Annotated in this window: 18 protein-coding genes; 12 read left to right on the forward strand and 6 right to left on the reverse strand. The window is 70.2% G+C overall.

Annotated features, from left to right (window positions below):
• Positions 1–350: 350 nt before the first annotated feature.
• The 4 genes from J2Z79_RS17330 to J2Z79_RS17345 all read right to left on the reverse strand — a co-directional run bounded on the left by J2Z79_RS17330 (position 351) and on the right by J2Z79_RS17345 (position 7,128).
• Positions 351–659 (reverse strand): hypothetical protein, encoded by a 309-nt coding sequence (locus tag J2Z79_RS17330; RefSeq protein WP_209468158.1) that lies wholly within the window; start codon positions 657–659, stop codon positions 351–353.
• Positions 646–876: a helix-turn-helix transcriptional regulator gene (locus tag J2Z79_RS17335; protein ID WP_342589534.1), complete on the reverse strand. Its 231-nt coding sequence runs from the start codon at positions 874–876 to the stop codon at positions 646–648. The genes J2Z79_RS17330 and J2Z79_RS17335 overlap by 14 nt, the downstream gene beginning before the upstream one ends.
• A 189-nt stretch (positions 877–1,065) precedes the next feature.
• Complete coding sequence (locus J2Z79_RS17340) at positions 1,066–2,325, reverse strand: ammonium transporter (RefSeq protein WP_209468159.1); 1,260 nt, start codon at positions 2,323–2,325, stop codon at positions 1,066–1,068.
• Positions 2,326–2,484: 159 nt separating this feature from the next.
• A complete protein-coding gene (locus J2Z79_RS17345; protein ID WP_209468160.1) occupies positions 2,485–7,128 on the reverse strand; it encodes a glutamate synthase-related protein in 4,644 nt (1,547 codons plus the stop codon).
• Between the two features lie 230 nt (positions 7,129–7,358).
• Here J2Z79_RS17345 and dapF point away from each other — a divergent pair, with 230 nt between their 5' ends.
• The 9 genes from dapF (at position 7,359) to rpoN (ending at position 16,188) form a co-directional block, all read left to right on the forward strand.
• Positions 7,359–8,219 (forward strand): diaminopimelate epimerase, encoded by an 861-nt coding sequence (dapF, locus tag J2Z79_RS17350; protein WP_483439828.1) that lies wholly within the window; start codon positions 7,359–7,361, stop codon positions 8,217–8,219.
• Between the two features lie 26 nt (positions 8,220–8,245).
• Complete coding sequence (locus tag J2Z79_RS17355) at positions 8,246–9,418, forward strand: LL-diaminopimelate aminotransferase (RefSeq protein ID WP_209468161.1); 1,173 nt, start codon at positions 8,246–8,248, stop codon at positions 9,416–9,418.
• A 63-nt stretch (positions 9,419–9,481) separates the two neighbouring features.
• Positions 9,482–10,288, forward strand: a complete 807-nt coding sequence (locus J2Z79_RS17360; protein WP_209468162.1) for a phosphate ABC transporter substrate-binding protein — start codon at positions 9,482–9,484, stop codon at positions 10,286–10,288.
• 60 nt (positions 10,289–10,348) lie between these two features.
• Positions 10,349–11,182, forward strand: a complete 834-nt coding sequence (pstC, locus tag J2Z79_RS17365; RefSeq protein ID WP_209468163.1) for a phosphate ABC transporter permease subunit PstC — start codon at positions 10,349–10,351, stop codon at positions 11,180–11,182.
• Positions 11,179–11,946: a phosphate ABC transporter permease PstA gene (gene pstA, locus J2Z79_RS17370; RefSeq protein WP_209468164.1), complete on the forward strand. Its 768-nt coding sequence runs from the start codon at positions 11,179–11,181 to the stop codon at positions 11,944–11,946. Before pstC ends, pstA begins: the two co-directional genes overlap by 4 nt.
• Positions 11,943–12,707 (forward strand): phosphate ABC transporter ATP-binding protein PstB, encoded by a 765-nt coding sequence (gene pstB / locus J2Z79_RS17375; RefSeq protein ID WP_209468165.1) that lies wholly within the window; start codon positions 11,943–11,945, stop codon positions 12,705–12,707. The genes pstA and pstB overlap by 4 nt, the downstream gene beginning before the upstream one ends.
• 131 nt (positions 12,708–12,838) lie before the next feature.
• Complete coding sequence (locus tag J2Z79_RS17380; RefSeq protein WP_209468166.1) at positions 12,839–13,231, forward strand: MerR family transcriptional regulator; 393 nt, start codon at positions 12,839–12,841, stop codon at positions 13,229–13,231.
• 54 nt (positions 13,232–13,285) lie between these two features.
• Complete coding sequence (gene glnA, locus J2Z79_RS17385) at positions 13,286–14,710, forward strand: type I glutamate--ammonia ligase (protein WP_209468167.1); 1,425 nt, start codon at positions 13,286–13,288, stop codon at positions 14,708–14,710.
• Positions 14,711–14,826: 116 nt separating this feature from the next.
• Positions 14,827–16,188, forward strand: coding sequence for an RNA polymerase factor sigma-54 (rpoN, locus tag J2Z79_RS17390; RefSeq protein WP_209468168.1), 1,362 nt, complete (start codon positions 14,827–14,829; stop codon positions 16,186–16,188).
• Between the two features lie 59 nt (positions 16,189–16,247).
• Here the strand turns inward: rpoN and J2Z79_RS17395 are convergent, their stop codons facing one another.
• On the reverse strand, positions 16,248–16,679 hold the full coding sequence (locus J2Z79_RS17395) for a PH domain-containing protein (protein ID WP_209468169.1): 432 nt from the start codon (positions 16,677–16,679) through the stop codon (positions 16,248–16,250).
• A gap of 9 nt (positions 16,680–16,688) precedes the next feature.
• The gene (locus J2Z79_RS17400) at positions 16,689–17,606 is read right to left on the reverse strand and encodes a LysR family transcriptional regulator (protein ID WP_209468170.1); all 918 of its coding nucleotides are present in this window, start codon (positions 17,604–17,606) and stop codon (positions 16,689–16,691) included.
• Between the two features lie 254 nt (positions 17,607–17,860).
• Here J2Z79_RS17400 and J2Z79_RS17405 point away from each other — a divergent pair, with 254 nt between their 5' ends.
• The 3 genes from J2Z79_RS17405 to tpiA are packed head-to-tail and all read left to right on the forward strand — an operon-like array spanning position 17,861 to position 20,274.
• Complete coding sequence (locus tag J2Z79_RS17405; RefSeq protein WP_209468171.1) at positions 17,861–19,039, forward strand: phosphoglycerate kinase; 1,179 nt, start codon at positions 17,861–17,863, stop codon at positions 19,037–19,039.
• Positions 19,040–19,483: a hypothetical protein gene (locus J2Z79_RS17410; protein ID WP_209468172.1), complete on the forward strand. Its 444-nt coding sequence runs from the start codon at positions 19,040–19,042 to the stop codon at positions 19,481–19,483.
• A gap of 35 nt (positions 19,484–19,518) precedes the next feature.
• A complete protein-coding gene (gene tpiA, locus J2Z79_RS17415; RefSeq protein WP_209468173.1) occupies positions 19,519–20,274 on the forward strand; it encodes a triose-phosphate isomerase in 756 nt (251 codons plus the stop codon).
• Positions 20,275–20,418 lie beyond the last annotated feature (144 nt).

Genomic DNA, 20,418 nt, shown 5'->3' on the forward strand with positions numbered 1-20,418 from the left:
CAGACAGCGCATGAAGAAGTAGGCACGATCGTTGATATCCAATCATTGGGAGTCTGCCCCTATCTCACGTGCGGTTACCCGGACAGGCTCCTAGATGGTCATCGGTGGTGACCATCTAGCCGGTGCGGGGGTCGCTTGACATAAGTGGTCACCCCTGGGTTCCATGCGACGTAGGACCAGTACATCGCAAAGGAGGCGCCCGTAGGTGACCATCTTCAGGATCGTATTAGACGAGCTACGGCCTTCATACCGATAGAGAATGCCCGCCAGCGCCCGGTTGGCGCCGAACCGCTTGCACGCCCATGAACTTCATGCACAACTAGCTCAGGATCGGGCCACCTCTCCGGCAATCACCGGCGCAACAGTGCAGATGCGACCGCCACCACCGCCGCCAGCCCGAAGGCGCCCAGCATGAGGAGGAACCGCCGGCGGGAAAGCGTGTCATCCCGCACGCGGTACCATGTCCAGGTCACCCAGCCCGCCCCCAGGATGACGGGGATGTCCAGCGGAAACCCACTCAACGAGACCAGGTCCGGCCTGAGCCCGTGAACGGCCAGGTCGGCCACCAGGAGCCAGCTCATGAGCCGATAGCTGAGGTTCCCAGCGGCGTTATCGACGGCGACCGTCCGCTCATCGACTTCGATCTCAGCCCTTCTCACCAGCGGACACCTCCTCCAGGTAGAACAGCTCCGTAACGGTCTTTCCCAGGCAGCGGGCCAGCACGAAGGCCAGGAGCGTCGAGGGGACGTACTGGCAGTTCTCGATGGCGCTGATGGTCTGCCGGGTGACGCCGGCCCTGTCCGCCAGCTCCTGCTGTGTCACATGCTGTTCGGTTCGGACCGCGCGCAGGTGGTTCCGCAGTTCATACCTAGCCACAACATCATCACCCTTCGCCCCAATTGTACGGGGATTCGGCCGGGATGTAAAGTATGGCGGACATTTTCCCGCGGAGAGTCCCCTTGGGACGCGGCCGGTGCTGTCGGAACGGGAAGAACCCGCAAAGAAAGGTTGGCCGGTTCACTCCTGCGGTTTCAGGAGTGAACCGGCCGACCGGCGATTAACGCATCAGTCATCGCCCAGGGCGGGGTGCGCCTGCAGGGGCTGGAACTCGGGGTAGGCCTGCACGCCGTGCTTGGCGTCGAGGCCGGTGAGCTCATCCTCCCGGGAGACCCGGAGCCCCACGGTCGCCCGGATGACGGCGAAGATGATCAGGCACGCGGTGAAGCTGAAGGCGAAGACCGCCACGGAACCCAGCGCCTGCACGCCGAGCAGCTGCGCACCGCCGCCCATCAGCAGCCCTTCCGTCTCGTGGAAGAGGCCCACCGCCAGGGTGCCCCAGAGGCCGGCGAACCCGTGCACCGGTATGGCGCCCACGGCGTCGTCGATTCTGAACCGCTCCAGCAGCGCCGTTCCGGGGGCCAGCAGCAGTCCGGCGACGGTGCCGATGAGGACGGCAGAGGCCGGGGAGACGAACGCGGTGCCGGCGGTGATGCCCACCAGCCCGGCGAGGGCGCCGTTCAGGGCGGCCTCCACTTCCCAGGTGCGGGTGCGGATATAGGCGCTGAGCACGGCGGCCAGGGCGCCGGCGGCTGCGCCGAGGTTGGTGGTGACGGCGATGCGCCCGATGTTCAGGTCGGTGGCGGCCAGGGTGCTGCCCGGGTTGAAGCCGAACCAGCCGAACCAGAGAATGAAGACGCCGAGGGCGGCCAGCACGAGGTTATGACCGGTGATCTTGCGGGGCCGCCCCTGCCTGTCGAACCGGCCGATCCGGGGACCCAGGAGCAGGAGGCCGGCCAGCGAGGCCCACGCACCCACGGAGTGCACCACGGTGGAGCCGGCGAAGTCGAGGAAGCCGAGCCGGGCGAGCCAGCCGCCGCCCCAGATCCAGTGGCCCGCCACCGGATAGACCAGCAGCGTGATGGCCGTGCTGAAGAGCAGGTATGCCGAGAACTTGGTGCGCTCGGCCATCGCCCCGGAGACGATGGTAGCCGTGGTGCCCGCGAAGGTGGTCTGGAACCAGAGGAAGACCAGGAACGGAATGCCCAGCCCCAGGTGGGCGAAGCTGGACTCCGGTGCACCCAGGCCGCCGAGCCCGATCAGCCCGCCGGCGTCGGCCCCGAACATCAGGCCGAAGCCCACCGCCCAGAACCCCAGGGAGGCCACCACGAAGTCCATCAGGTTCTTCAGCACGATGTTCCCCGCGTTCTTGGAGCGAGTGAACCCGGCCTCCACCATCGCGAAACCCGCCTGCATGAAAAACACCAGAGAGGCCGCCACCATGGTCCACGCTGCGTTGATCGCCATGATCAAACCATCCAGGTTCATCGCTCCAGCCCTCCTTCGCGTTTGCCGAATGTAAGGATTTCTTACATCCTTCACAATCGGCCTCGGCGAAGATGCTAGCACCGATCTGGTACTAGGTCAATATTTTGTCAGTTTGTTAAACATCCTGACACGGGCTGGAATCCTGAGGAAAGCGCGGCGCTACTCGGTGCTCAGGTCGGCCCCGGCCTGCTGCGCTGCAGGTACGATTGCCAGGAACTGACGCCGGCAGTCCAGCATCAGCCCCATCACCTCCGCCGCCTCGCCGGCCTGGTCCGCGTCCAGGAGGATGCGGTGGTAGACCCCCAGCAGTTCGGTCAGGTCCCGCTCCTCCCGGTCGCCGATCGGGAGGAGCCGCACCCGGGCGCCCTTGGCGAGCCGCCGACGGATCGCGGCCTCGTCCAGCCCCAGCGCCGGCTGCAGCCGCACGTAGACCACGCCGCCGGTCATGCCGGAGCAGATCCACGGACCCGGGTCGCCGAGCACGACGGCCCGCCCCCGGGTCATATACTCGAAGGCGAATCCCTTCAGGTTTGAGCGGGTGCCAATGGAGCCCAGGTCGTCCTGCAGCGGCCCGCGCAGGCGGCCGCCGAGGATCAGGTCGGCGCCCGAGAGGCGGATGCCGCAGCGAGCGTCGGCGTCCCCCTGCACGACGAAGAGGCCCCGCTGGGCGCCGTAGGCGAAGGACTTGCCCACCGCCCCGCCCACGAGGCTGCCGAACCGGTTTCTGTGCTTCAGGATCACCACCTGTCCGCCGAGGAGCCCCTTGCCGACGCCGTCCTGCGCGCCGCCCTGCACCCGGATGGAGACCCCCCGGGTGGAGAACGCGGCCAGGCCGTTGCCGGCCACGGAGCCCGGGGCGACGTCGATCACGGCCTCGAAGTCCGCGGGCAGGTCGGGCAGCCCGCCGCCCTCCAGGGCGGGCCGCACGCGGGCCCGAGCCACGTCGCCGGCCAGGGAGGTGCCGATGATCCGGTCCTGCGCCGTGACCCCCTCCAGCCGTTGCCAGACGGCGGCCTCCCCCGCCCGGGCCCGGCCCGCGGCGACGGCCGCGATCTCCCGGGTGAGCTCGTTCTGGGCGCAGCGGCGGACCGGGGTCCGCGCGGCCGCCGCTGCCGCCGGCGTCTCCCAGACCACGGGGGCGACCAGCTCGGCCAGGTCGACCCGGCCCAGGCCCCGCACCTGCTGCAGCAGCTCGGCCCGGCCGACGAGGTCCTGCGTGCGGCGGAACCCGAGCTGCGCCGTGAGCTGGCGCACCTCCTCGCCTACGCAGGTGAACAGGGTGACCAGGCGGTCGACCGCCTCGTCGTAGACCCGTGGCACGAAGGACTTCAGCCCCCTCGCACGCGCCTCCTCGCAGCTCGCAATCTGCGTGGCGATGCCCACGTGGCAGGTGTCCAGCTGGCAGCCGCGGCAGATGGTGCAGCCGACGGCCACCATCGCGAGGGTCGCGAAGCCCACCCGGTTGGCCCCGAGCAGCATCAGCTTGACGACGTCGGTGCCCGAGCGCATGCCCGAGTCGCCCCAGACCTCCACCCGGTTGCGGATGCCGGCGGTCACCAGGGCCAGGTGGGCCTCGCGCACGCCGATCTCGACAGGCAGGCCGGCGTGGCGCAGGGCGTGCCGGCGGGCGGCGCCGGTGCCGCCGTCGCAGCCGCAGAGGGCCACCACGTCTGCCCCGGCCTTGGCCACGCCGACCGCGATGGTCCCGATGCCGGGCACCACGGGTACCTTAACGACGATCTTCGCCAGCGGGTTGACGGTGCGCAGCTCCTCCACCAGTTGGGCCAGGTCCTCGATGGAGTAGACGTCGTGGTTGTTGGAGGGGGAGATGAGGTCGACGCCGGGGGTGGCGTTCCGGGCCCGGGCCACCTTCTCGGAGACCTTGGAGCCTGGCAGGTGCCCGCCCTCGCCCGGCTTGGCGCCCTGGCCGATCTTGATCTCGATGAACCGGCTTCCGCTCAGCATCTCGGCGTGCACGCCGAAGCGGCCCGAGGCCACCTGCTGGCCCCGCCACTTCCAGTAGCGCCCAACCATGTCGGGTATCTCGCCGCCCTCGCCGTTCATGCAGACGATGTCCAGTCGCTTCGCCGCCTCGGCGTAGGCCCGGAACGCCGTCTCCCCCTGGGAGCCGAAGGACATGGCCGAGATCGTGATCGGGTACCTGTACCCCTCGATCGACGTATCGATCTCCGCGGAGAGGGGGCGCCGGCCCCGGTTCGGCCGGAAGTCCAGCAGGTGGCGCAGGCAGACCGGGCTCTCGCGCTCCTGCTGCTGGAGCCGCGCCAGGTAGTCCGCGTACTTCGTGCGGTCGCCGGCCGCCTCTCCGGCGGCCTTCCACAGCTTGGGCCAGAAGCGCGCCGGGCGGGCCAGACTCGCCCTGCCCCCGCCGTGCACGACCTGGTAGCGCTCGCAGGCATCGGCCTTGAGCCGGGCCAGCGAAAGCCCCCCGTCCTGCGAGCCCATGAAGCCCTCCGTACCGAAGTAGGCGGCGACCTCCGGCTTCAGGCCGATGTGGCTGAAGCAGCGGGCATACCCCCGCAGCTCGTGGATGCCCAGCGTGGAGATGACCTTCTCGAGCCCCGTGCGCAAGGCGGCGAGCAGGTTGGAGAGGCCCTGCTCCGGTTCCGGAGCGGCCGAAGCCGCCACTTCCAGCATCAGGTAGGGGTTGACCGCATCGGCGCCCAGGCCCAGCGCCAGGGCGACGTCGTGCAGCGAACGCAGGGCGCCGGAGCGGAGGAGCAGCGCGCACCGCCGCCGGAGACTCGGCGCTGCCTCTGAGACGTCCGAGGCCGAGGCCCCGCGCAGCGCCTGGTCGACCGCCGCGAGCGCCAGGTGCGGATCCAGCCAGAGGCGCTCCCCGCCGAAGGCGTCGCCGTCGTCGAGCAGCAGCACCTGTGCCCCCTCCCGCACGGCGGCGACCGCCTCCGCGCCGAGCCGGTCCAGGGCGTGGACCAGCGACTCGGTGCGGGAGAAGCACGTCGGGATGCGCCGCACCGCCCCGGGGGCGGCCTGGGCAAACTCCGCCAGCAGGTCAGCGAGCCGGTAGGTGCCGGCCGCCCGGGCCAGGCTCCGGCAGGTCTCCAGGGGGACGAGCCCGTCTCCCCGCTCGCCGCCCAGGAGGACGGGGATGCCGAGTTCGACCCGCACCGCGGCCAGGCTCAGGTGGTCGTCCTCACCCCGCACGTGGATGGGGGGCCGGGAGCCGAGCACGGTGCGGGTCGAGAAGTGCTCAATCTCCCGCTCCCGGTCCACGGCCGGATTGGTCACCACGGCCACGGACTCCTGGAAGTAGTCGGCCAAGTTCTGGCGGTGGTCGGCCAGGCAGGCCAGCGGGCCGTCGTAGCCGAGCGAGCCGATGGGCTCCGCGCCGGTGGCGGCCATGGACCGGACCAGCTCCCGGTCGTCCGCGCTCCACCCCAAGGCCGCCAGCAGGCGGTCCTGCGGCACGGTGGCGGTGGCGGTGGGCGGCTCCGGCGAGGCCGGTGGTTCCGGGCCCTCCGGCCCGCCCACGGCGATGAAGCGCCGGTAGTTCACCGGCTCGGGGAAGCGCTGCCGGGAGAGCTGCAGCACGCGGTACTGGAGCCGCGTGTAGTTGAGCACCTCGGGAGCCCCGTCCGACCGCAGGAGCACGCCCACCTTCTCGCCGGGCGCGAGGGGGCGGGGGTCGGTCACGAGGTCCGAGGTGCTGACGATGCCGGGCTCAGAAGAGAAGAAGAGCGTCTCCTCGGTCTCCAGCTGCCAGAAGGGTCGCAGTCCCATAGCGTCCACCGCCGCCACGAGGCAGTCGCCGCTGCGGGCGGCCACCGCGGCGGGCCCCTGGGCAAACGGGCCCCAGGCCTGCCGGTAGTACATATACAGGTCCTGCAGCTCCTCCGGCATCGTCTTGATCTCCCCGATGATCGGCGGGAAGAGCATCTCCATGGCCTCGAGGAGGGTGATCCCGTGGCGGTGGATCAGGCCCTCCAGCGTGCGGTTCAGGTCCTGCGAGTCCGACCCGCCCCGGGTGAGCGGAATGCCCACCTGCGGCGCCTGTTCCCGCAGGGCCCGTATGGTATTGATCTCGCCGTTGTGGCCCAGGGCGGAGAAGGGCTGCACCCGTTCGAACACCGTGGCGGTGTTCGTCGAGTACCGGTTGTGCCCCAGGGCGGCCCGGCTCTCGCAGCGCGGGTCCTGCAGGTCGGGGTAGTACGCCTGCAGCACGCCGGCGTCGCCCCGCACCTTGTACACGACGGTGTCTGCGGAGAAGGAGCAGACGTGCAGGTCGGTCTCGGCTTCCAGGGCGGTGGTGAGGTCGAAGCAGGCCCGGCCGATGGCCCTCGGCTCGACCACCGGGGCGAGAGCGGCCACCTGCCAGAACTCCGGCTCGCCTGCGCGCGCCTGCGCGCCGAGGGCGCCGCTGTTGACGGCGCCGCTGCGGCTCGCCAGGACCTGGAAGCCCTCTGCTTCGAGGCGGCTGCAGACCTGCTCCTTCAGGGCGGCCGACCAGTACGCCTCGCTGCGGGGAATGAAGATGTGGGCCACGACGAAGTTGGGCGCCTCGGCGAGCAGCGGGTCCCGGCCGGCCTGGCTCAGGATGCCGCCCCAGAGCCGGCGCGGGATGTCGATCTGCACCCCGCAGCCGTCGCCCTCTCCGTCCACGTCGCCGGAGCGGTGAACCATGCGGGCCAGTGCCGCCACCACGTCCGATACCGTGGCGCGGGCCGCCCTCCCGTCCTTGCGCACCGCCGCAATGAGCGCACAGGCGTCGTGCTCATGCTCCGCCAGGGTCCGCCGAATCGCTCGTTCGCTCAGCACCGATCGCATCGCGCGCTCACCCCTTCCGCCTTCCGGCGCCATGTGAAATGTGGTGCTTAGCAGTATAGGGGCCGCCTCCATTTACTGTCAATCGTGGAGAAGTGGAAATGTCCGATTCGAAATTGGGATTAGGTTGAGATGGAATTCCAATAAGTGTAAGGTATATTGACACGGCCCTGGCGTTTCCCGGGGCGGGATGCGATAATGGGTGGCACTCAGGCTTGCAGAGGGGGGCTCCTGTGGTCCGCTTCACCAAGATGGAGGGTGCGGGGAACGACTACATCTACGTGAACAACTTCGCCGAGCAGGTGCCGGAGGAGCGGCTGCCCGCCCTGGCCGCCGCCATCAGCGACCGCCACTTCGGCGTGGGCGCGGACGGCCTGATCGTCATCCTGCCGCCGACCGAACCGGGGCACGACTTCCGCTTCCGCATGTTCAACGCGGACGGCAGCGAGGGGGAGATGTGCGGCAACGGCATGCGCTGCTTTGCCCGCTACTGCTACGACCGGGGGCTCACCCGCAACCCGGTCATGCGGGTGCAGACGCTGTCCGGCACGGTCATCGCGGAGGTGCAGCGGGACGCGGCCGGCCGGGTGACCGGCGTCAGGGTCGACATGGGCGTCCCGCGCCTCCGGCGGAGGGAGATCCCCGTGACCGGCCCCGCGGACCGGACGGCGCTGGACGAGGAGATCATAGCGGCGGGCCGGAGGTTCCGGGCCGCCTGCGTCAACACGGGGGTGCCGCACGCCGTGATCTTCGTCGACGACGTGGACGCGGTGGACTTGGCGGCCGTCGGCCCGCAGATCGAGGTGCACCCCGCCTTCCCCCGCCGTACCAACGTCAACTTCGTCCAGGTGCTGGGCGAGGCCGAGCTGAAGATGCGCACCTGGGAGCGGGGGTCCGGCATCACCCTGGCCTGCGGCACCGGCGCCTCGGCCGCGCTGGTGGCCAGCCACCTCCGCGGGCGCACCGGGCGGCGGGCGCTGGTGCACCTGCCGGGCGGGGACCTCGAGATCGAGTGGGACGAGGCCGGCGGGCACGTCTTCATGACCGGCCCCGCCACCTTCGTGTGCGACGGCCAGTTCCTGAAGGACTACTAGACCCGACGTGAAGGGAGAGCAGATGTATGCCGCAGCCAGCCACGCGACTTGCCTCGGTTCCGCCCTACCTCTTCGCCGAGATCGACAGAAAGAAGCGGGAGGTCATCGCCCGGGGCGTTGACGTAATCTCCCTGGGCATCGGCGATCCCGACCAGCCCACACCGCGGTTCGTAATCGACGCGATGCACAGGGCGATTGAAAACCCCGCCAACCACCAGTACCCCGATTACGAGGGCTCCCTGGCCTTCCGCCAGGCGGCCTGCCAGTTCTACGCGCGCCGTTTCGGGCCGCGCTTCGACCCCGCCACCGAGGCCCTGGCCCTCATCGGCTCGAAGGAGGGGCTGGCCCACATCATCTGGGCCTATGTGGACCCGGGTGACGTCGTGCTGGTGCCGGATCCCGGCTACCCGGTCTACCGGACCCACACCCGGCTCGCCGGCGGCACGCCCCACCTGCTCCCGCTGCGGGCTGAGAACGGCTTCCTGCCGGACCTGGACGCCGTGCCGGAAGAGGTGGCCCGCAAGGCGAAGCTGCTGTTCCTCAACTACCCCAACAACCCCACGGGTGCCGTGGCCACCGCGGACTTCTACCAGAAGGCGGTCAACTTTGCCCGGAAGTACGACATCCTCATCGTGTCGGACAACGCCTACTCCGAGATGACTTACGACGGCTACGTCGCCCCTTCCATCTTCGCGGCCGAGGGGGCCCGGGAGGTGGCGGTGGAGTTCTGGTCGCTCTCCAAGCCCTTCAACATGACCGGCTGGCGCATCGGCTTCGTCGTGGGCAACGCCGCGGCCATCTCGGCGCTGGGGGTCATCAAGACCAACACCGACTCGGGCCAGTTCACCGCAGTGCAGGAGGCGGCCATCGCCGCCCTCACCAGCCCGGAGGCCGAGGCCTTCATCGCCGAGATGAACGAGACCTACCGGCGCCGGCGGGACATGGCCGTGGCGGGGCTGCGGGCCATCGGCCTCGACGCCAGCCCGATGAAGGGTTCGTTCTACCTCTGGGTTCCCGTGCCCGCGGGCCACACCAGCGCCTCCTTCGCCACCCTGCTGCTGGAGCAGGCCGGCGTGGTGGTGACCCCCGGCAGCGCCTACGGCGAGCACGGCGAGGGGTACATCCGCATCTCCCTCTGCGTCCCCGAAGAGCGGCTGCAGGAGGCGCTGGAGCGGATGCGGCGGTTCGTGGCGGTGTAGCGCAAACGGCAGGCGCCTCCGGGACAGGCTAGGTGTAACCTGGTTGTTCCCGGAGGCGTCTCCATGAGCGTCCACCTGCCATCGCGCGCGATCCGTACCTGGCGGGGAGCCCGCCCTTCGCTCACCCTCGTGCTCCTCGCCGCGCTGCTCGCCGCCTGCACCCGCAGCGCCGGCCTGGTCGTGGCGGGCTCCACGTCCCTCCTGCCACTGGTCGAGGTGCTGGCCAGGGCGTACGAGGCCGCCGGAGGGCCGCGCGTCTCCCTTCAGGGCGGGGGCTCCACGGCCGGACTGGTGGCGGTGCGCAGCAAGGTGGCGGAAGTGGCGATGGTCTCCCGCGACCTGACGCCGGAGGAGGAGAGGGAGGGATTCCAGGCTCACGTCATCGCCTACGACGTGCTCGCCATCGTCGTACACCCCTCCAACCCCGTGGATGGGCTCACTCGGGAACAGCTCAGGCGCCTGATGGCGGGGCAGATCACGGACTGGGCAGAGGTGGGCGGCCTCCCGGGGCCGGTGCACCTGGTCAACCGCGAGTGGGGGTCGGGCTCGCGCGACGCCATCGAGAGGCTGGTCGGTCCCACCCGGCACGACACGGCGGTGCTCAACGCCAACGGCTTCATCCGCCTGGTGGTGCGGCAGGCCCCGTCTGCCGTGGGCTACCTGAGCCTCTCCGTCGCCCGGGCTGGCGGGGTCAAGCTCCTGCGGGTCGACGGGCGCCTGCCCGGGGAGCCCGGCTACCCGCTGGTCCGGCCTCTCACGCTGGTGACGCTCGGCCCGCCGGATCGGGAGGCGCAGGCCTTCCTCGACTTCGTTCTCGGCCCGACGGGGCAGCGGTTGGTGGCCGAGCAGGGGATGCTCCCCGCGCGCTAGCCTGTCTCATGCGCCCCGGTCCCGCATATCCATCCGTGCAGAAGACCCGGCACCGGGGGGATGGACGTGCGGGACCGCGTCGCGCGCGCCGCGCTGGCCTGCGTGGCCGCGATCTGCGCCTCGGGGATCTTCCTGATCGCCCTGGCGGTGGTCGTGGGGGGGTGGCCGGCACTGCCGGACCTGATCGGCACGGTGTGGAACCCCGCAGGGGGGCGCTTCGGCGCGCTGCCGCTGCTGGTGGGATCGCTGCTGGGCTCGCTGGGTGCGTCGGCCGGCGCGGTGCCCCTGGGCATCGGCATCGGCCTCTTCCTGGCCGAGGTGGCGCCCCCCCGGCTGGCGGACCTGATGAGGCAGCTGCTGCGGGCGATGGCGGCCGTGCCCAGCGTGGTCTTCGGGTTCGTGGCGCTCGACCTGGCGGTTCCCTGGATCCGCTCCCGGTTCGGCGGCCTCGGCCTGAGCCTGCTGGCCGCCTGGATCGTGCTGACGGCGATGGTGCTGCCGACCGTCGCGACCGTGGCGGAGGACGCCCTGCGGGCGGTGGATCCCGCCCTCCGGGAGGGAGCCTACGCGCTGGGGGCCAGCCCCGGGCAGGTCGCCCGGCGGCTCCTGCTCCCGGCAGCCCGCAGCGGGCTCGCTGCGGCCGCCGTCCTCGCCCTGGGCCGGGCGCTGGGGGAGACGACGGCGGTGCTGATGGTGATGGGGAACCAGGCGGCGGTCCCCCGCTCGCCGGTGGATCCCGCCCGCACGCTGACGGGCGCGATCGCACTGGAGATGGCCTACGCCACGGGGCGCCACCGGCAGGCGCTCTTCGCCTGCGGGGCCCTGCTCCTCGCGCTCAACCTGGCCGTGATGCGCCTCGCCCACAGGGCGGCGAGAGGGGGGGGCGCCCGATGAGGGCGCTGCTCTCCGCCCTGGCGCTGCTGGTCTCCGGCGTGATGATCGGCCTCGTCGGGTCTCTCACGGTGAAGGGCGCCGGCAGCCTGACGCCGGGGTGGGCAGCGAGCATCCTGCCGGCCGCAGTCGCCACGGTCTGGCTCGCGGCCGGGGCGCTGGGCCTGGCCCTGCCGCTGGGCGTCGGGACCGCCCTCTACCTGGTGGAGTACGCCCGCCCCGGCCCCCTGGTCCGGGCGGTGCGGAGCCTCACCGAGACGCTGGCCGGCGTGCCCTCGATCCTCTTCGGCCTGTTCGGCTTTGCCCTGTTCGTGGTGCGCCTCGGCTGGGGGCCTTCGCTGCTGTCGGCCAGCGCCACGCTCGCGCTGATGCTGCTGCCCACGGTGGTCCGAACCAGCGAGGAGGCCCTGGCCGCCGTGCCGCAGGCCCTGCGGGAGGGGGCCGCGGCGCTGGGCGCCTCCCGGTGGGATGCCATCCGGCGGGTGGTGCTGCCGCAGGCCGCGCCGGGCATCGCCACCGGTGCGCTGCTGGCGCTGGGCCGCGCGGTGGGTGAGACCGCCGCCGTGCTGCTGACCGCGGGGGTCGGCATGACGCTGCCGCGCTCGCCCCTGGACAGCAGCCGGCCGCTGGCGGTGCACCTGTTCCTGCTGGCCGGCGAGGGGTCAGCCGACGGCCGGGCGCACGCGACGGCGCTGGCGCTGGTCGTGGGCACGTTGCTGTTCAACGCGCTGGCCGACCTGGTTCTGCGGAGGAGGCGCGCTTCATGAGCAGTTCCCGGCCGAAGATGGAGACCAGGGGCCTGCGCGTCTTCTACGGCGAACGGGAGGCCCTGCGGGGGGTGACCCTGGCCGTGCCCGACCGGTCGGTCACGGCGCTGATCGGCCCGTCGGGCTGCGGCAAGTCGACCTTCCTGCGGTGTCTGAACCGCATGCACGACCTGAACCCCGGCGTGCGGGTGGAGGGGCGGATCCTGCTGGACGGGCGGCCCGTCGACCGGCTGGACCCGCAGATCCTGCGCTGCCGCGTGGGGATGCTCTTCCAGCGGCCGAACCCCTTCCCGATGTCGATCTACCGGAACGTCGCCTTCGGGCCGGCGCTGTTCGGCGTGCGGGGCGCGGAGCTGGACCGCATCGTCGAGGAGGCGCTGCGGCGGGCAGCGCTGTGGGACGAGGTGAAAGGGCGGCTGCACCAGCACGCGTCCGGGCTGTCGGGCGGCCAGCAGCAGCGGCTCTGCCTGGCGCGGGCGCTGGCCATGGAGCCGGAGGTGCTCCTGATGGACGAGCCCTGCTCGGCCCTGGACCCCGCCGCGACCGAGGCCGTCGAGGCGCTCATCCGCGAGCTCCGCCGCACCATGGCGATCGTCATCGTCACCCACTCCATGGACCAGGCCCGCCGGATCGCCGACCGGGTCGCCTACTTCCAGGACGGCCGGCTGGTCGAGGAAGGGCCTGCCGCCCAGGTGCTGACGAGGCCGCAATGCGAGGAGACGCGCCGGTTCCTGACCCATTCCCCGACATGGTTGGGATAAAATGCATTCCAACACAGCATGTCAGAAAAAATGACATGCTGTTGACGCGTCTGGGCGCCGACCCGTATCATGGCCGTGAGTAAGGGTCGTGTCAGAAAAACTGACACGACTCAGGCGGGGAGGGTGCTGAAGTGGAAAAAGGGGTTCCTCCGGACGCTGTTTACTCGATGGGCGTGGTGGAGCGCATCACCGGGCTTACCGCCCGCCAGGTGCGGTACTGGGAGAAGCACGGGCTGATCGCCCCCGCCCGCACGAAGGGACGGCACCGCATGTACACCGAGGCAGACCTGATCCGCCTGAAAGAGATCAAGCGGCTGGTCGCGTCGGGCATGAACATGGAGCAGGTGAAGGCCTATCTGGCCAGGCGCAAGGCGGCGCCCGCGCAGGGGCAGGCGCCCGTGCTGCCGGCCGAACGGATTGCCGAGCGCCTGCCGACGCTGTCGGCCGGGCCCGTGCGCTCCCTGTACACCGGAGCGAACCGCGCCGAACTTCAGCGGCTGATCGACCGGAAGCCGTCCCCCTGATCGCAGGCCCCGAATGCAGGTGACCCAACTCAGACTGGAAAAGGAGAAAGGCGCATGTCGCAGGTCGAGCGAGTTCTCGGGATGATCGCCGAGCAGGGGATCCAGATGATTGATGTGAAGTTCGTCGATGTGCCCGGAATGCTGCACCACCTCACCATTCCGGCCGCAGTCATCGACGCCGAGCAGCTGACCGGCGGCTTCGCCTTCGACGGTTCGTCGATCCGCGGCTTCCGCGGGATCGCGGAGTCCGACATGGTGCTGCTGCCCGATCTGAACACGGCCGTCTACGACCCCTTTGTGGAGGGGCCGACCCTCTCACTCTTCGTCGACGTGAAGGAGCCGGGGCTGAAGGAGTACAGCCGCGACCCGCGGGGCGTCGCCCGCCGGGCCGAGCGCTACCTGCGGGAGACCGGCATCGCGGACGTCTCCTACTGGGGTCCCGAGCTGGAGTTCTTCATCTTCGACAGCGTCCGGTTCCAGACCGGCCCCGACGCCTCGTTCTACTACATCGAGTCCGGCGAGGCGCACTGGAACCTGGGCCGGGGCGACCTGCCCAACAACGGGTACAAGGTGAAATACCAGCAGGGGTACTTCCGGGCGCTGCCCATCGACGACCAGACCAACATCCGCACGGCCATGACGCAGCAGCTTCAGGCGATGGGCTTCGTCGTCGAGCGGCACCACCACGAGGTGGCCTCGGCCGGGCAGAACGAGATCAACTTCCGCTTCTCCACCCTGGTGGACGCCGCCGACAAGGCTGCCCTCTACAAATACGTGGTGAAGAACGTCGCCCGGTCGTACGGCAAGACCGTGACCTTCATGCCCAAGCCGCTCTACCGGAACTCCGGCTCGGGCATGCACACCAATCAGTCCCTGGCCAAGGACGGCGTGAACCTGTTCTACGACCCCAACGGCTACGCCAACCTGAGCAGGCTGGCCCTGTGGTACATCGGCGGCCTGCTGTACCACGCCCCGGCCCTCCTGGCCATCACCAACCCGACCACCAACTCGTACAAGCGGCTCGTGCCCGGCTACGAGGCGCCAGTGAACCTGGTCTTCTCCAAGGCCAACCGGTCTGCCGCGATCCGCATCCCGTCCAACTTCGCCACGCCCAAGACCACGCGCATCGAGTTCCGCACGCCGGACCCGATGGCCAACCCGTACCTGGCCTTTGCCGCCCAGCTGATGGCCGGCCTCGACGGCATCCGCCGCCGCATCGACCCCACCGAGGCGGGCTTCGGGCCCGTGGACGTCGACATCCACCACCTGCCGGCCGACGTGCTGGCGACGATGAAGACGGCGCCGGCCTCGCTGCGGGAGGCGGTGAACGCCCTGAAGGAGGATCACGAGTTCCTGCTGGAGGGCGGGGTGTTCACGAAGGACCTGATCGAGACCTTCATCGCCATGAAGGAAGACGAGATCCACGCGCTGGAGACGCGGCCGCAGCCGGTGGAGTTCGAGATGTACTTCGACCACTGAGAGGCAACGGAAAACCTTCCGTTCACTGGCACAGATTTTGCAACAGCGACCGCGAGGAAAGCGGGGCAGCCGGGGCGAATAGCCTGCACCAGAGCACTTTGCTGGAGGTGTCGGCGATGCGCCTCGGCTTCAACCTTCGTATGCAGCAGACGCAGCGGCTGGTCATGACCCCGGAGCTGCGCCAGGCCATCGCCGTGCTGCAGCAGCCGATTGCGGAGCTGAGCGAGGTCATCGCCGGCGAACTGCTCGACAACCCCTGCCTGGAGGCCGAGCCCAGGGAGGCGGCCGAGGGCGCCGTTCGCCCCGGTGAGACGGGGCAGCTGCTGGACTACCTGCGGCAGGGGGAAGACGGGGGCGCCGCCGCCCCGGAGCGGGAGGAGGAGCGCACCTTCGAGGCGGTCACCCCCGGGCTGCCCACGCTGGCGGAGCACCTGGACGGCCAGTTGGGCCTCATGCGGCTGGATGCCGGCCAGCGGCGCATCGCGCGGTTCCTGGTGGGATGCCTCGACGAGCACGGCTACCTGAGGACGCCGGTCGCGGAGATCGCGGCGCAACTCCGGGTATCCGCCCAGCAGGTGGAGGCGGCCCTGGAGATCATCCAGTCGCTGGATCCCCCGGGAGTGGGAGCCCGCTCGCTGGCGGAGTGCCTGCTGATCCAGTGGGCGGCGCGGGGAGGCACGAACCCGCTGGTGCCGCGGCTGATCACCGACCACCTGGACGACCTGGCGGCCGGGCGCATCCCGCGGATCGCCGAGCGGCTCGGCGTGAGCTGCGCCGAGGTGCAGGCCGCGGCCGACGCGGTCCGCACCCTCGACCCCAAGCCCGGGCGCCACTTCGGCCGTGCAGACGAGGCGCGGTACATCGTGCCGGACGTGGTGGTGGAGCGGGTCGGGGGGGAGTACGTCGTACTGGTCAACGAGGCGCCCCTGCCCCGGCTGCGGGTCTCGCAGCACTACCGGCGGCTGCTGGACGAGGCCGACGGTGCAACCCGCCGCTACCTGGAGGAGCGGGTGCAGTCGGCGCTCTGGCTGATCCGGTCCATCGAGCAGCGCCGGATGACGCTGCTGCGGGTGACCGAGGCCATCGTCCGGTTCCAGCGCCCCTTCTTCGACCGGGGCCCGCGCTACCTGCGCCCCCTCACCCTGCGCGAGGTGGCCGAGGAGGTGGGGGTGCACGAGTCGACCGTCAGCCGGGCGACCAGCCGCAAGTGGGCCCAGACGCCGCAGGGCACATTCGAGCTGAAGTACTTCTTCTCCAGCGGCGTTGAGACGGGGCGTGGCGATGCGGTGGCCGCCGAGGCCGTGAAGCGGCTTATCGCCGACCTGATCCGGCAGGAGGACCCCGCCGAGCCGCTCTCCGACCAGGCGCTGACGGACGCGCTGAGCGCCAGGGGGCTGCGGATCTCCCGCCGGACGGTGGCCAAGTACCGCGAGGAGATGGGCGTGCCCAACTCGGCGAGGCGCCGGCGGTACGTGTAGAAACAAGGCAGGGCTGCGCTTCCGCGTGGAAGTGCAGCCCATTCTTTTGAGGTCAGGACTCAGCCTTCAATCCGGGCGTGCGGACAGCGCTCCCGCAGGAGCTGCAGAAACTCGTCCCGGCGCTGCGGGGAGATGAGGGGACCGGCGCCCTTCCTGGTGCGGATCTCCAGCCGGTTGAGCGACAGCGCGGCGGAGGCGAGGGGGTTCCGGGTAGGCCGCACCCGCGTGATGGCGGAAAGCGGTGTGCGCCACGTCAGGAAGGCCGACCGGACAATCAGCTCGGTCTCGGTCACCGTGTAGCCCGTGGTCAGCCAGATCCAAACCGCAAGGGCGGTGACCATGACCATTGGCAGCTCGGCGGTGAGGAACCACGTCCACCACGGGATCGGCGCCTGGAGCTGCACGATCAGCATGGCCAGGCAGCCGCCGGGCAGAAGGCCCCAGATGAGCAGGGTGAGCCATGGGGCTCGTTCTGACGGAAAGTGCCGCATCACATCACCTCACACAGCGTTGCCGATCCCCAGGTCCACGTTGAACATCTCGCCCACCGTTCTGAGGAAGGCGCGGGCCGTGCCGCTCCAGATCTTGCCCCGGCGGTGAATCAGGATGTTCTGCCGCCGCAGGTTGGCACTGTTGGCCAGGGGCACGGCCACCACCTGCCCCAGGGCGATCTCGGCCTTCACCGTGGAGTGGGGCAGCAGCGTCAGGCCGAGCCCGCAGAGCACCATCCGCTTGGCCGCTTCAATGGAGTCAAGCTCCATTGTAATATGAGGGACGAAGCCCTGGCTGGCCCACCACTGCTCCACCAGCGCCCAGTAGCCCGAGGCCCGGTCGGTGGTGATGAACGACTCCTGCGTCAGTTCGTCCAGCGACACCTCCGGCCGGCTGGCCACCGGGTGGCCGGGCGGCACCACCAGCAGGATCGGCTCCTCCGAAAGCGGGTAGGTGACGATCTCGGCGTGGCTGGGCAACGGCGCGTGAACCAGCCCCACCTGCACGGTGTCGTCCAGCACGAGCTGCTGCACCTGGTGCGAGCGCCCGGTGTGCACCAGCACCTCCACCGCCGGGTGCAGCGCCTTGAAACGGGTGAGGATCTCGGGAAGCAGGTAGGCCGAGGTGGTGAGGGCGGACCCGACCGAGAGCGTGCCGCCGGTGGCGTTCTGCAGGCCGAGCACCGCCTGGCGGGCCCGCTTGATGTCCTGCAGCACGCGCTCCGCGTGGGGCAGCAGGGCCCGGCCGGCGTCGGTCAGGCGCACGCCGCGCGGGCGGCGCTCGAACAGTTGCTGTCCCAGTTCCTTTTCGAGGGCCTGTATGCGGGCGGTCACGGAAGGCTGGGTAAGGAAGAGCCGCTCCGCCGCCCGGTTGAAGCTGCCGGTCTTCGCAATCCACCAGAAGGCCTCCAGGCCCTGCACATCCATGGTCTCACTTGCCCCCCGGCTTGCTTTTCGCGCACAGACTCACTACTACCATACCATAAAAGGATTCTATTTGGGCTGCAAACAAAACCTATGTGCGAGACCGATGCCTCATCTCCCCCTCCAGGGGGCACGAATACTAGCCAGTGGAGCAGGGATTTTCCCGCCCACGTGGTAAATCTTTTGTAGAGACCTTTAACAAAGTACCCTGGCGCCGCCCGCGCAGGGGCGCCCGACATGAAAGGTGGACGAGTCGCATGCCGCTGATGACAGTACGTGACATCGATGTGAAGGGCAAGCGCGTGTTCGTACGGGTCGACTTCAACGTGCCGCTCGAGGACGGACGCATCACCGATGACACCCGCATCCGGGCGGCGGTGCCGACCATCCGGTACCTGGTGGAAGAAGGGGCGATCGCGGTGCTCGCCTCGCACCTGGGGCGCCCCAAGGGCAAGCGGAACGAGGCGTACTCCCTGGCCCCCTGTGCCCGCAGGCTGTCCGAGCTGCTGGGCCGGGAGGTCGTGTTCGCCCCCGACTGCGTCGGCGAAGAGGTGGAGCAGCTGGTGGCCCGGCAGCAGCCGGGGTCCGTGGTGCTGCTGGAGAACCTGCGGTTCTACGCCGAGGAGGAGAAGAACGACCCCGAGTTCGCCGCCAGGCTGGCCCGTCTGGGCGAGGTGTACGTCAACGACGCCTTCGGCACCGCCCACCGGGCCCACGCCTCCACCCGCGGCGTCGCCGAGCACATGGCGGTCCGGGTGGCCGGCTTCCTGATGCAGAAGGAGGTCGACATCATGGGCAAGGCCCTGTCGGCCCCCGACCGGCCCTTCGTCGCGATCATCGGCGGCGCCAAGGTGTCGGACAAGATCATGGTCATCGAGAACCTGCTGACCAAGGTCGACCGGCTCATCATCGGCGGCGGTATGGCCAACACCTTCCTGCGGGCGAAGGGCTACGACACCGGCAAGTCGCTGGTGGAGGAGGACCGGGTGGAGACCGCCCGCCAGCTGCTCGAGCGGGGCGGCGACAAGATCCTGCTGCCTTCCGACCTCGTCGTGGCGGCCGAGTTCAAGGCGGACGCCGAGCAGCGGGTCGTCGCGGCCGACAGCATCCCTGCGGGCTGGATGGCCCTGGACATCGGCCCGGAGAGCGCCCGCCAGTTCGCCGAGGCGATCCGCGGGGCCCGGACCGTCGTGTGGAACGGCCCGATGGGCGTGTTCGAGATGGAGCCCTTCGCGCGCGGCACTTTTGCGGTGGCGCAGGCCATGGCTGACTGCGAGGGCGTGACCATCGTCGGCGGCGGCGACTCCGTGGCCGCAGTGGAGGCCGCCGGCCTCGCCGACCGGATGACGCACGTCTCCACGGGCGGCGGCGCCTCCCTGGAGTTCCTGGAGGGCAGGGAGCTCCCCGGCGTCGCCTGCCTGGCGACCAAGGCGTAGATGCGGTTTCTCGGGCGGCTCTTCGGGCGGCGGCAGGACGATTCACCAGCGGCCAGGTGGATGCGCCGGCGCACCCAGGCCGAGCCGGCAGAAGTGGTTCACGAGTACTTCAGCGCCGTGGTCGCCCACGACCTGGAGTGGATCCTGGCCACCCTGACGCCGGAACGGGCCCGCCTTTACAGCGGGCCCACCACCATGGACCGGCGGCGGCTCTCCGTGCGGGCGGCGCGCGTGACCGGCGTGTCGCCCGCTCCGGACGCGCCCGTGGCCCGGGTTCCCGGGTACGGCGAGCAGCTGGCGCTCCGCGTGGAGTACGAACTGGAGCTGGTCCCGCCCGAGGAGCGCCGCGACCCCAGCCTCGTGGAAGGGCCGCAGTGGGCGTACTTCCTGCTGGTGCGGGAGGGACCGGGCAAACCCTGGCTGATCGCCGACTGGGGCCGGTAGCCGGGGCTGATTTTCAGCAGAGGAGGAGCCAAGTGATGCGCACACCCGTGATTGCGGCAAACTGGAAGATGAACAAGACCCAGGCGGCGGCCCGGCAGTTCCTCGCTGACTTCCTGCCCCGCGTGGCCGGCCTCGAAGGTGTCGAGCTGATCATCTGCCCGCCGTTCACCGCCCTGGCCGCCGTGGCCGAGGGTCTGAGGGGCTCCCGGGTGGGGCTCGGGGCGCAGAACATGAGCGAGAAGGACCCCGGCGCCTACACCGGCGAGGTGGCGGGCGAGATGCTGGTCGAGGCGGGCTGCCGGTACGTGATCCTGGGCCACTCGGAGCGGCGCCACATTTACGGCGAGACCGACCAGCTGGTCGGTGCGAAGGTGCGGACCGCCGTGCGCCACGGCCTGATTCCCATCCTCTGCATCGGTGAGACGCTGGAGGAGCGCGAGGCCGGCAAGACCGACGCGGTCAACCGGCGGCAGCTGCTGGCCGGGCTGGAGGGGCTGACGGCCGGGGAGGTGGCCGGGGCGATCATCGCCTACGAGCCCGTCTGGGCGATCGGCACGGGGAAGAACTGCGACCCGGGCGAGGCGCAGCGGACCATCGCCGCAGTCCGCGCCATGGTGGCGGAGGCCTTCGGGGCCGACGCCGCGGCGCGGGTGCGGATCCAGTACGGCGGCTCTGTGAAGCCCGGCAACATCGGCAGCTACATGGCGCAGCCCGACATCGACGGCGCGCTGGTGGGCGGCGCGAGCCTCGACCCCGCTTCCTTCGCCGAGATCTGCGCGGCGGCGCGCTGAAGTGCGGCCGTGCGACGACACGAGACCCGCTGCAGGCGATGCAGCGGGTCTTTCGCGGTGCGCCCAGCATGGGCGCTGACTTGTTGGTGAAAGTCCAATACGGGCGAGGTGGCACCAGCCCGTTAGCCAAAGGCAAGGGCTGCC

Source organism: Symbiobacterium terraclitae, from assembly GCF_017874315.1.
GTDB classification, from domain to species: Bacteria; Bacillota; Sulfobacillia; order Symbiobacteriales; family Symbiobacteriaceae; genus Symbiobacterium; species Symbiobacterium terraclitae.

Coding starts and splice junctions, on each gene's coding strand:
- J2Z79_RS17360 (WP_209468162.1), top strand. CDS start 9,482: ATGAGCGTCCACCTGCCATCGCGCGCGATCCGTACCTGGCGGGGAGCC.
- rpoN (WP_209468168.1), top strand. CDS start 14,827: ATGCGCCTCGGCTTCAACCTTCGTATGCAGCAGACGCAGCGGCTGGTC.
- J2Z79_RS17340 (WP_209468159.1), bottom strand. CDS start 2,325: ATGAACCTGGATGGTTTGATCATGGCGATCAACGCAGCGTGGACCATG.
- J2Z79_RS17405 (WP_209468171.1), top strand. CDS start 17,861: ATGCCGCTGATGACAGTACGTGACATCGATGTGAAGGGCAAGCGCGTG.
- J2Z79_RS17410 (WP_209468172.1), top strand. CDS start 19,040: ATGCGGTTTCTCGGGCGGCTCTTCGGGCGGCGGCAGGACGATTCACCA.
- J2Z79_RS17395 (WP_209468169.1), bottom strand. CDS start 16,679: ATGCGGCACTTTCCGTCAGAACGAGCCCCATGGCTCACCCTGCTCATC.
- J2Z79_RS17355 (WP_209468161.1), top strand. CDS start 8,246: ATGCCGCAGCCAGCCACGCGACTTGCCTCGGTTCCGCCCTACCTCTTC.
- tpiA (WP_209468173.1), top strand. CDS start 19,519: ATGCGCACACCCGTGATTGCGGCAAACTGGAAGATGAACAAGACCCAG.
- pstB (WP_209468165.1), top strand. CDS start 11,943: ATGAGCAGTTCCCGGCCGAAGATGGAGACCAGGGGCCTGCGCGTCTTC.
- J2Z79_RS17345 (WP_209468160.1), bottom strand. CDS start 7,128: ATGCGATCGGTGCTGAGCGAACGAGCGATTCGGCGGACCCTGGCGGAG.
- pstA (WP_209468164.1), top strand. CDS start 11,179: ATGAGGGCGCTGCTCTCCGCCCTGGCGCTGCTGGTCTCCGGCGTGATG.
- glnA (WP_209468167.1), top strand. CDS start 13,286: ATGTCGCAGGTCGAGCGAGTTCTCGGGATGATCGCCGAGCAGGGGATC.
- J2Z79_RS17400 (WP_209468170.1), bottom strand. CDS start 17,606: ATGGATGTGCAGGGCCTGGAGGCCTTCTGGTGGATTGCGAAGACCGGC.
- pstC (WP_209468163.1), top strand. CDS start 10,349: ATGGACGTGCGGGACCGCGTCGCGCGCGCCGCGCTGGCCTGCGTGGCC.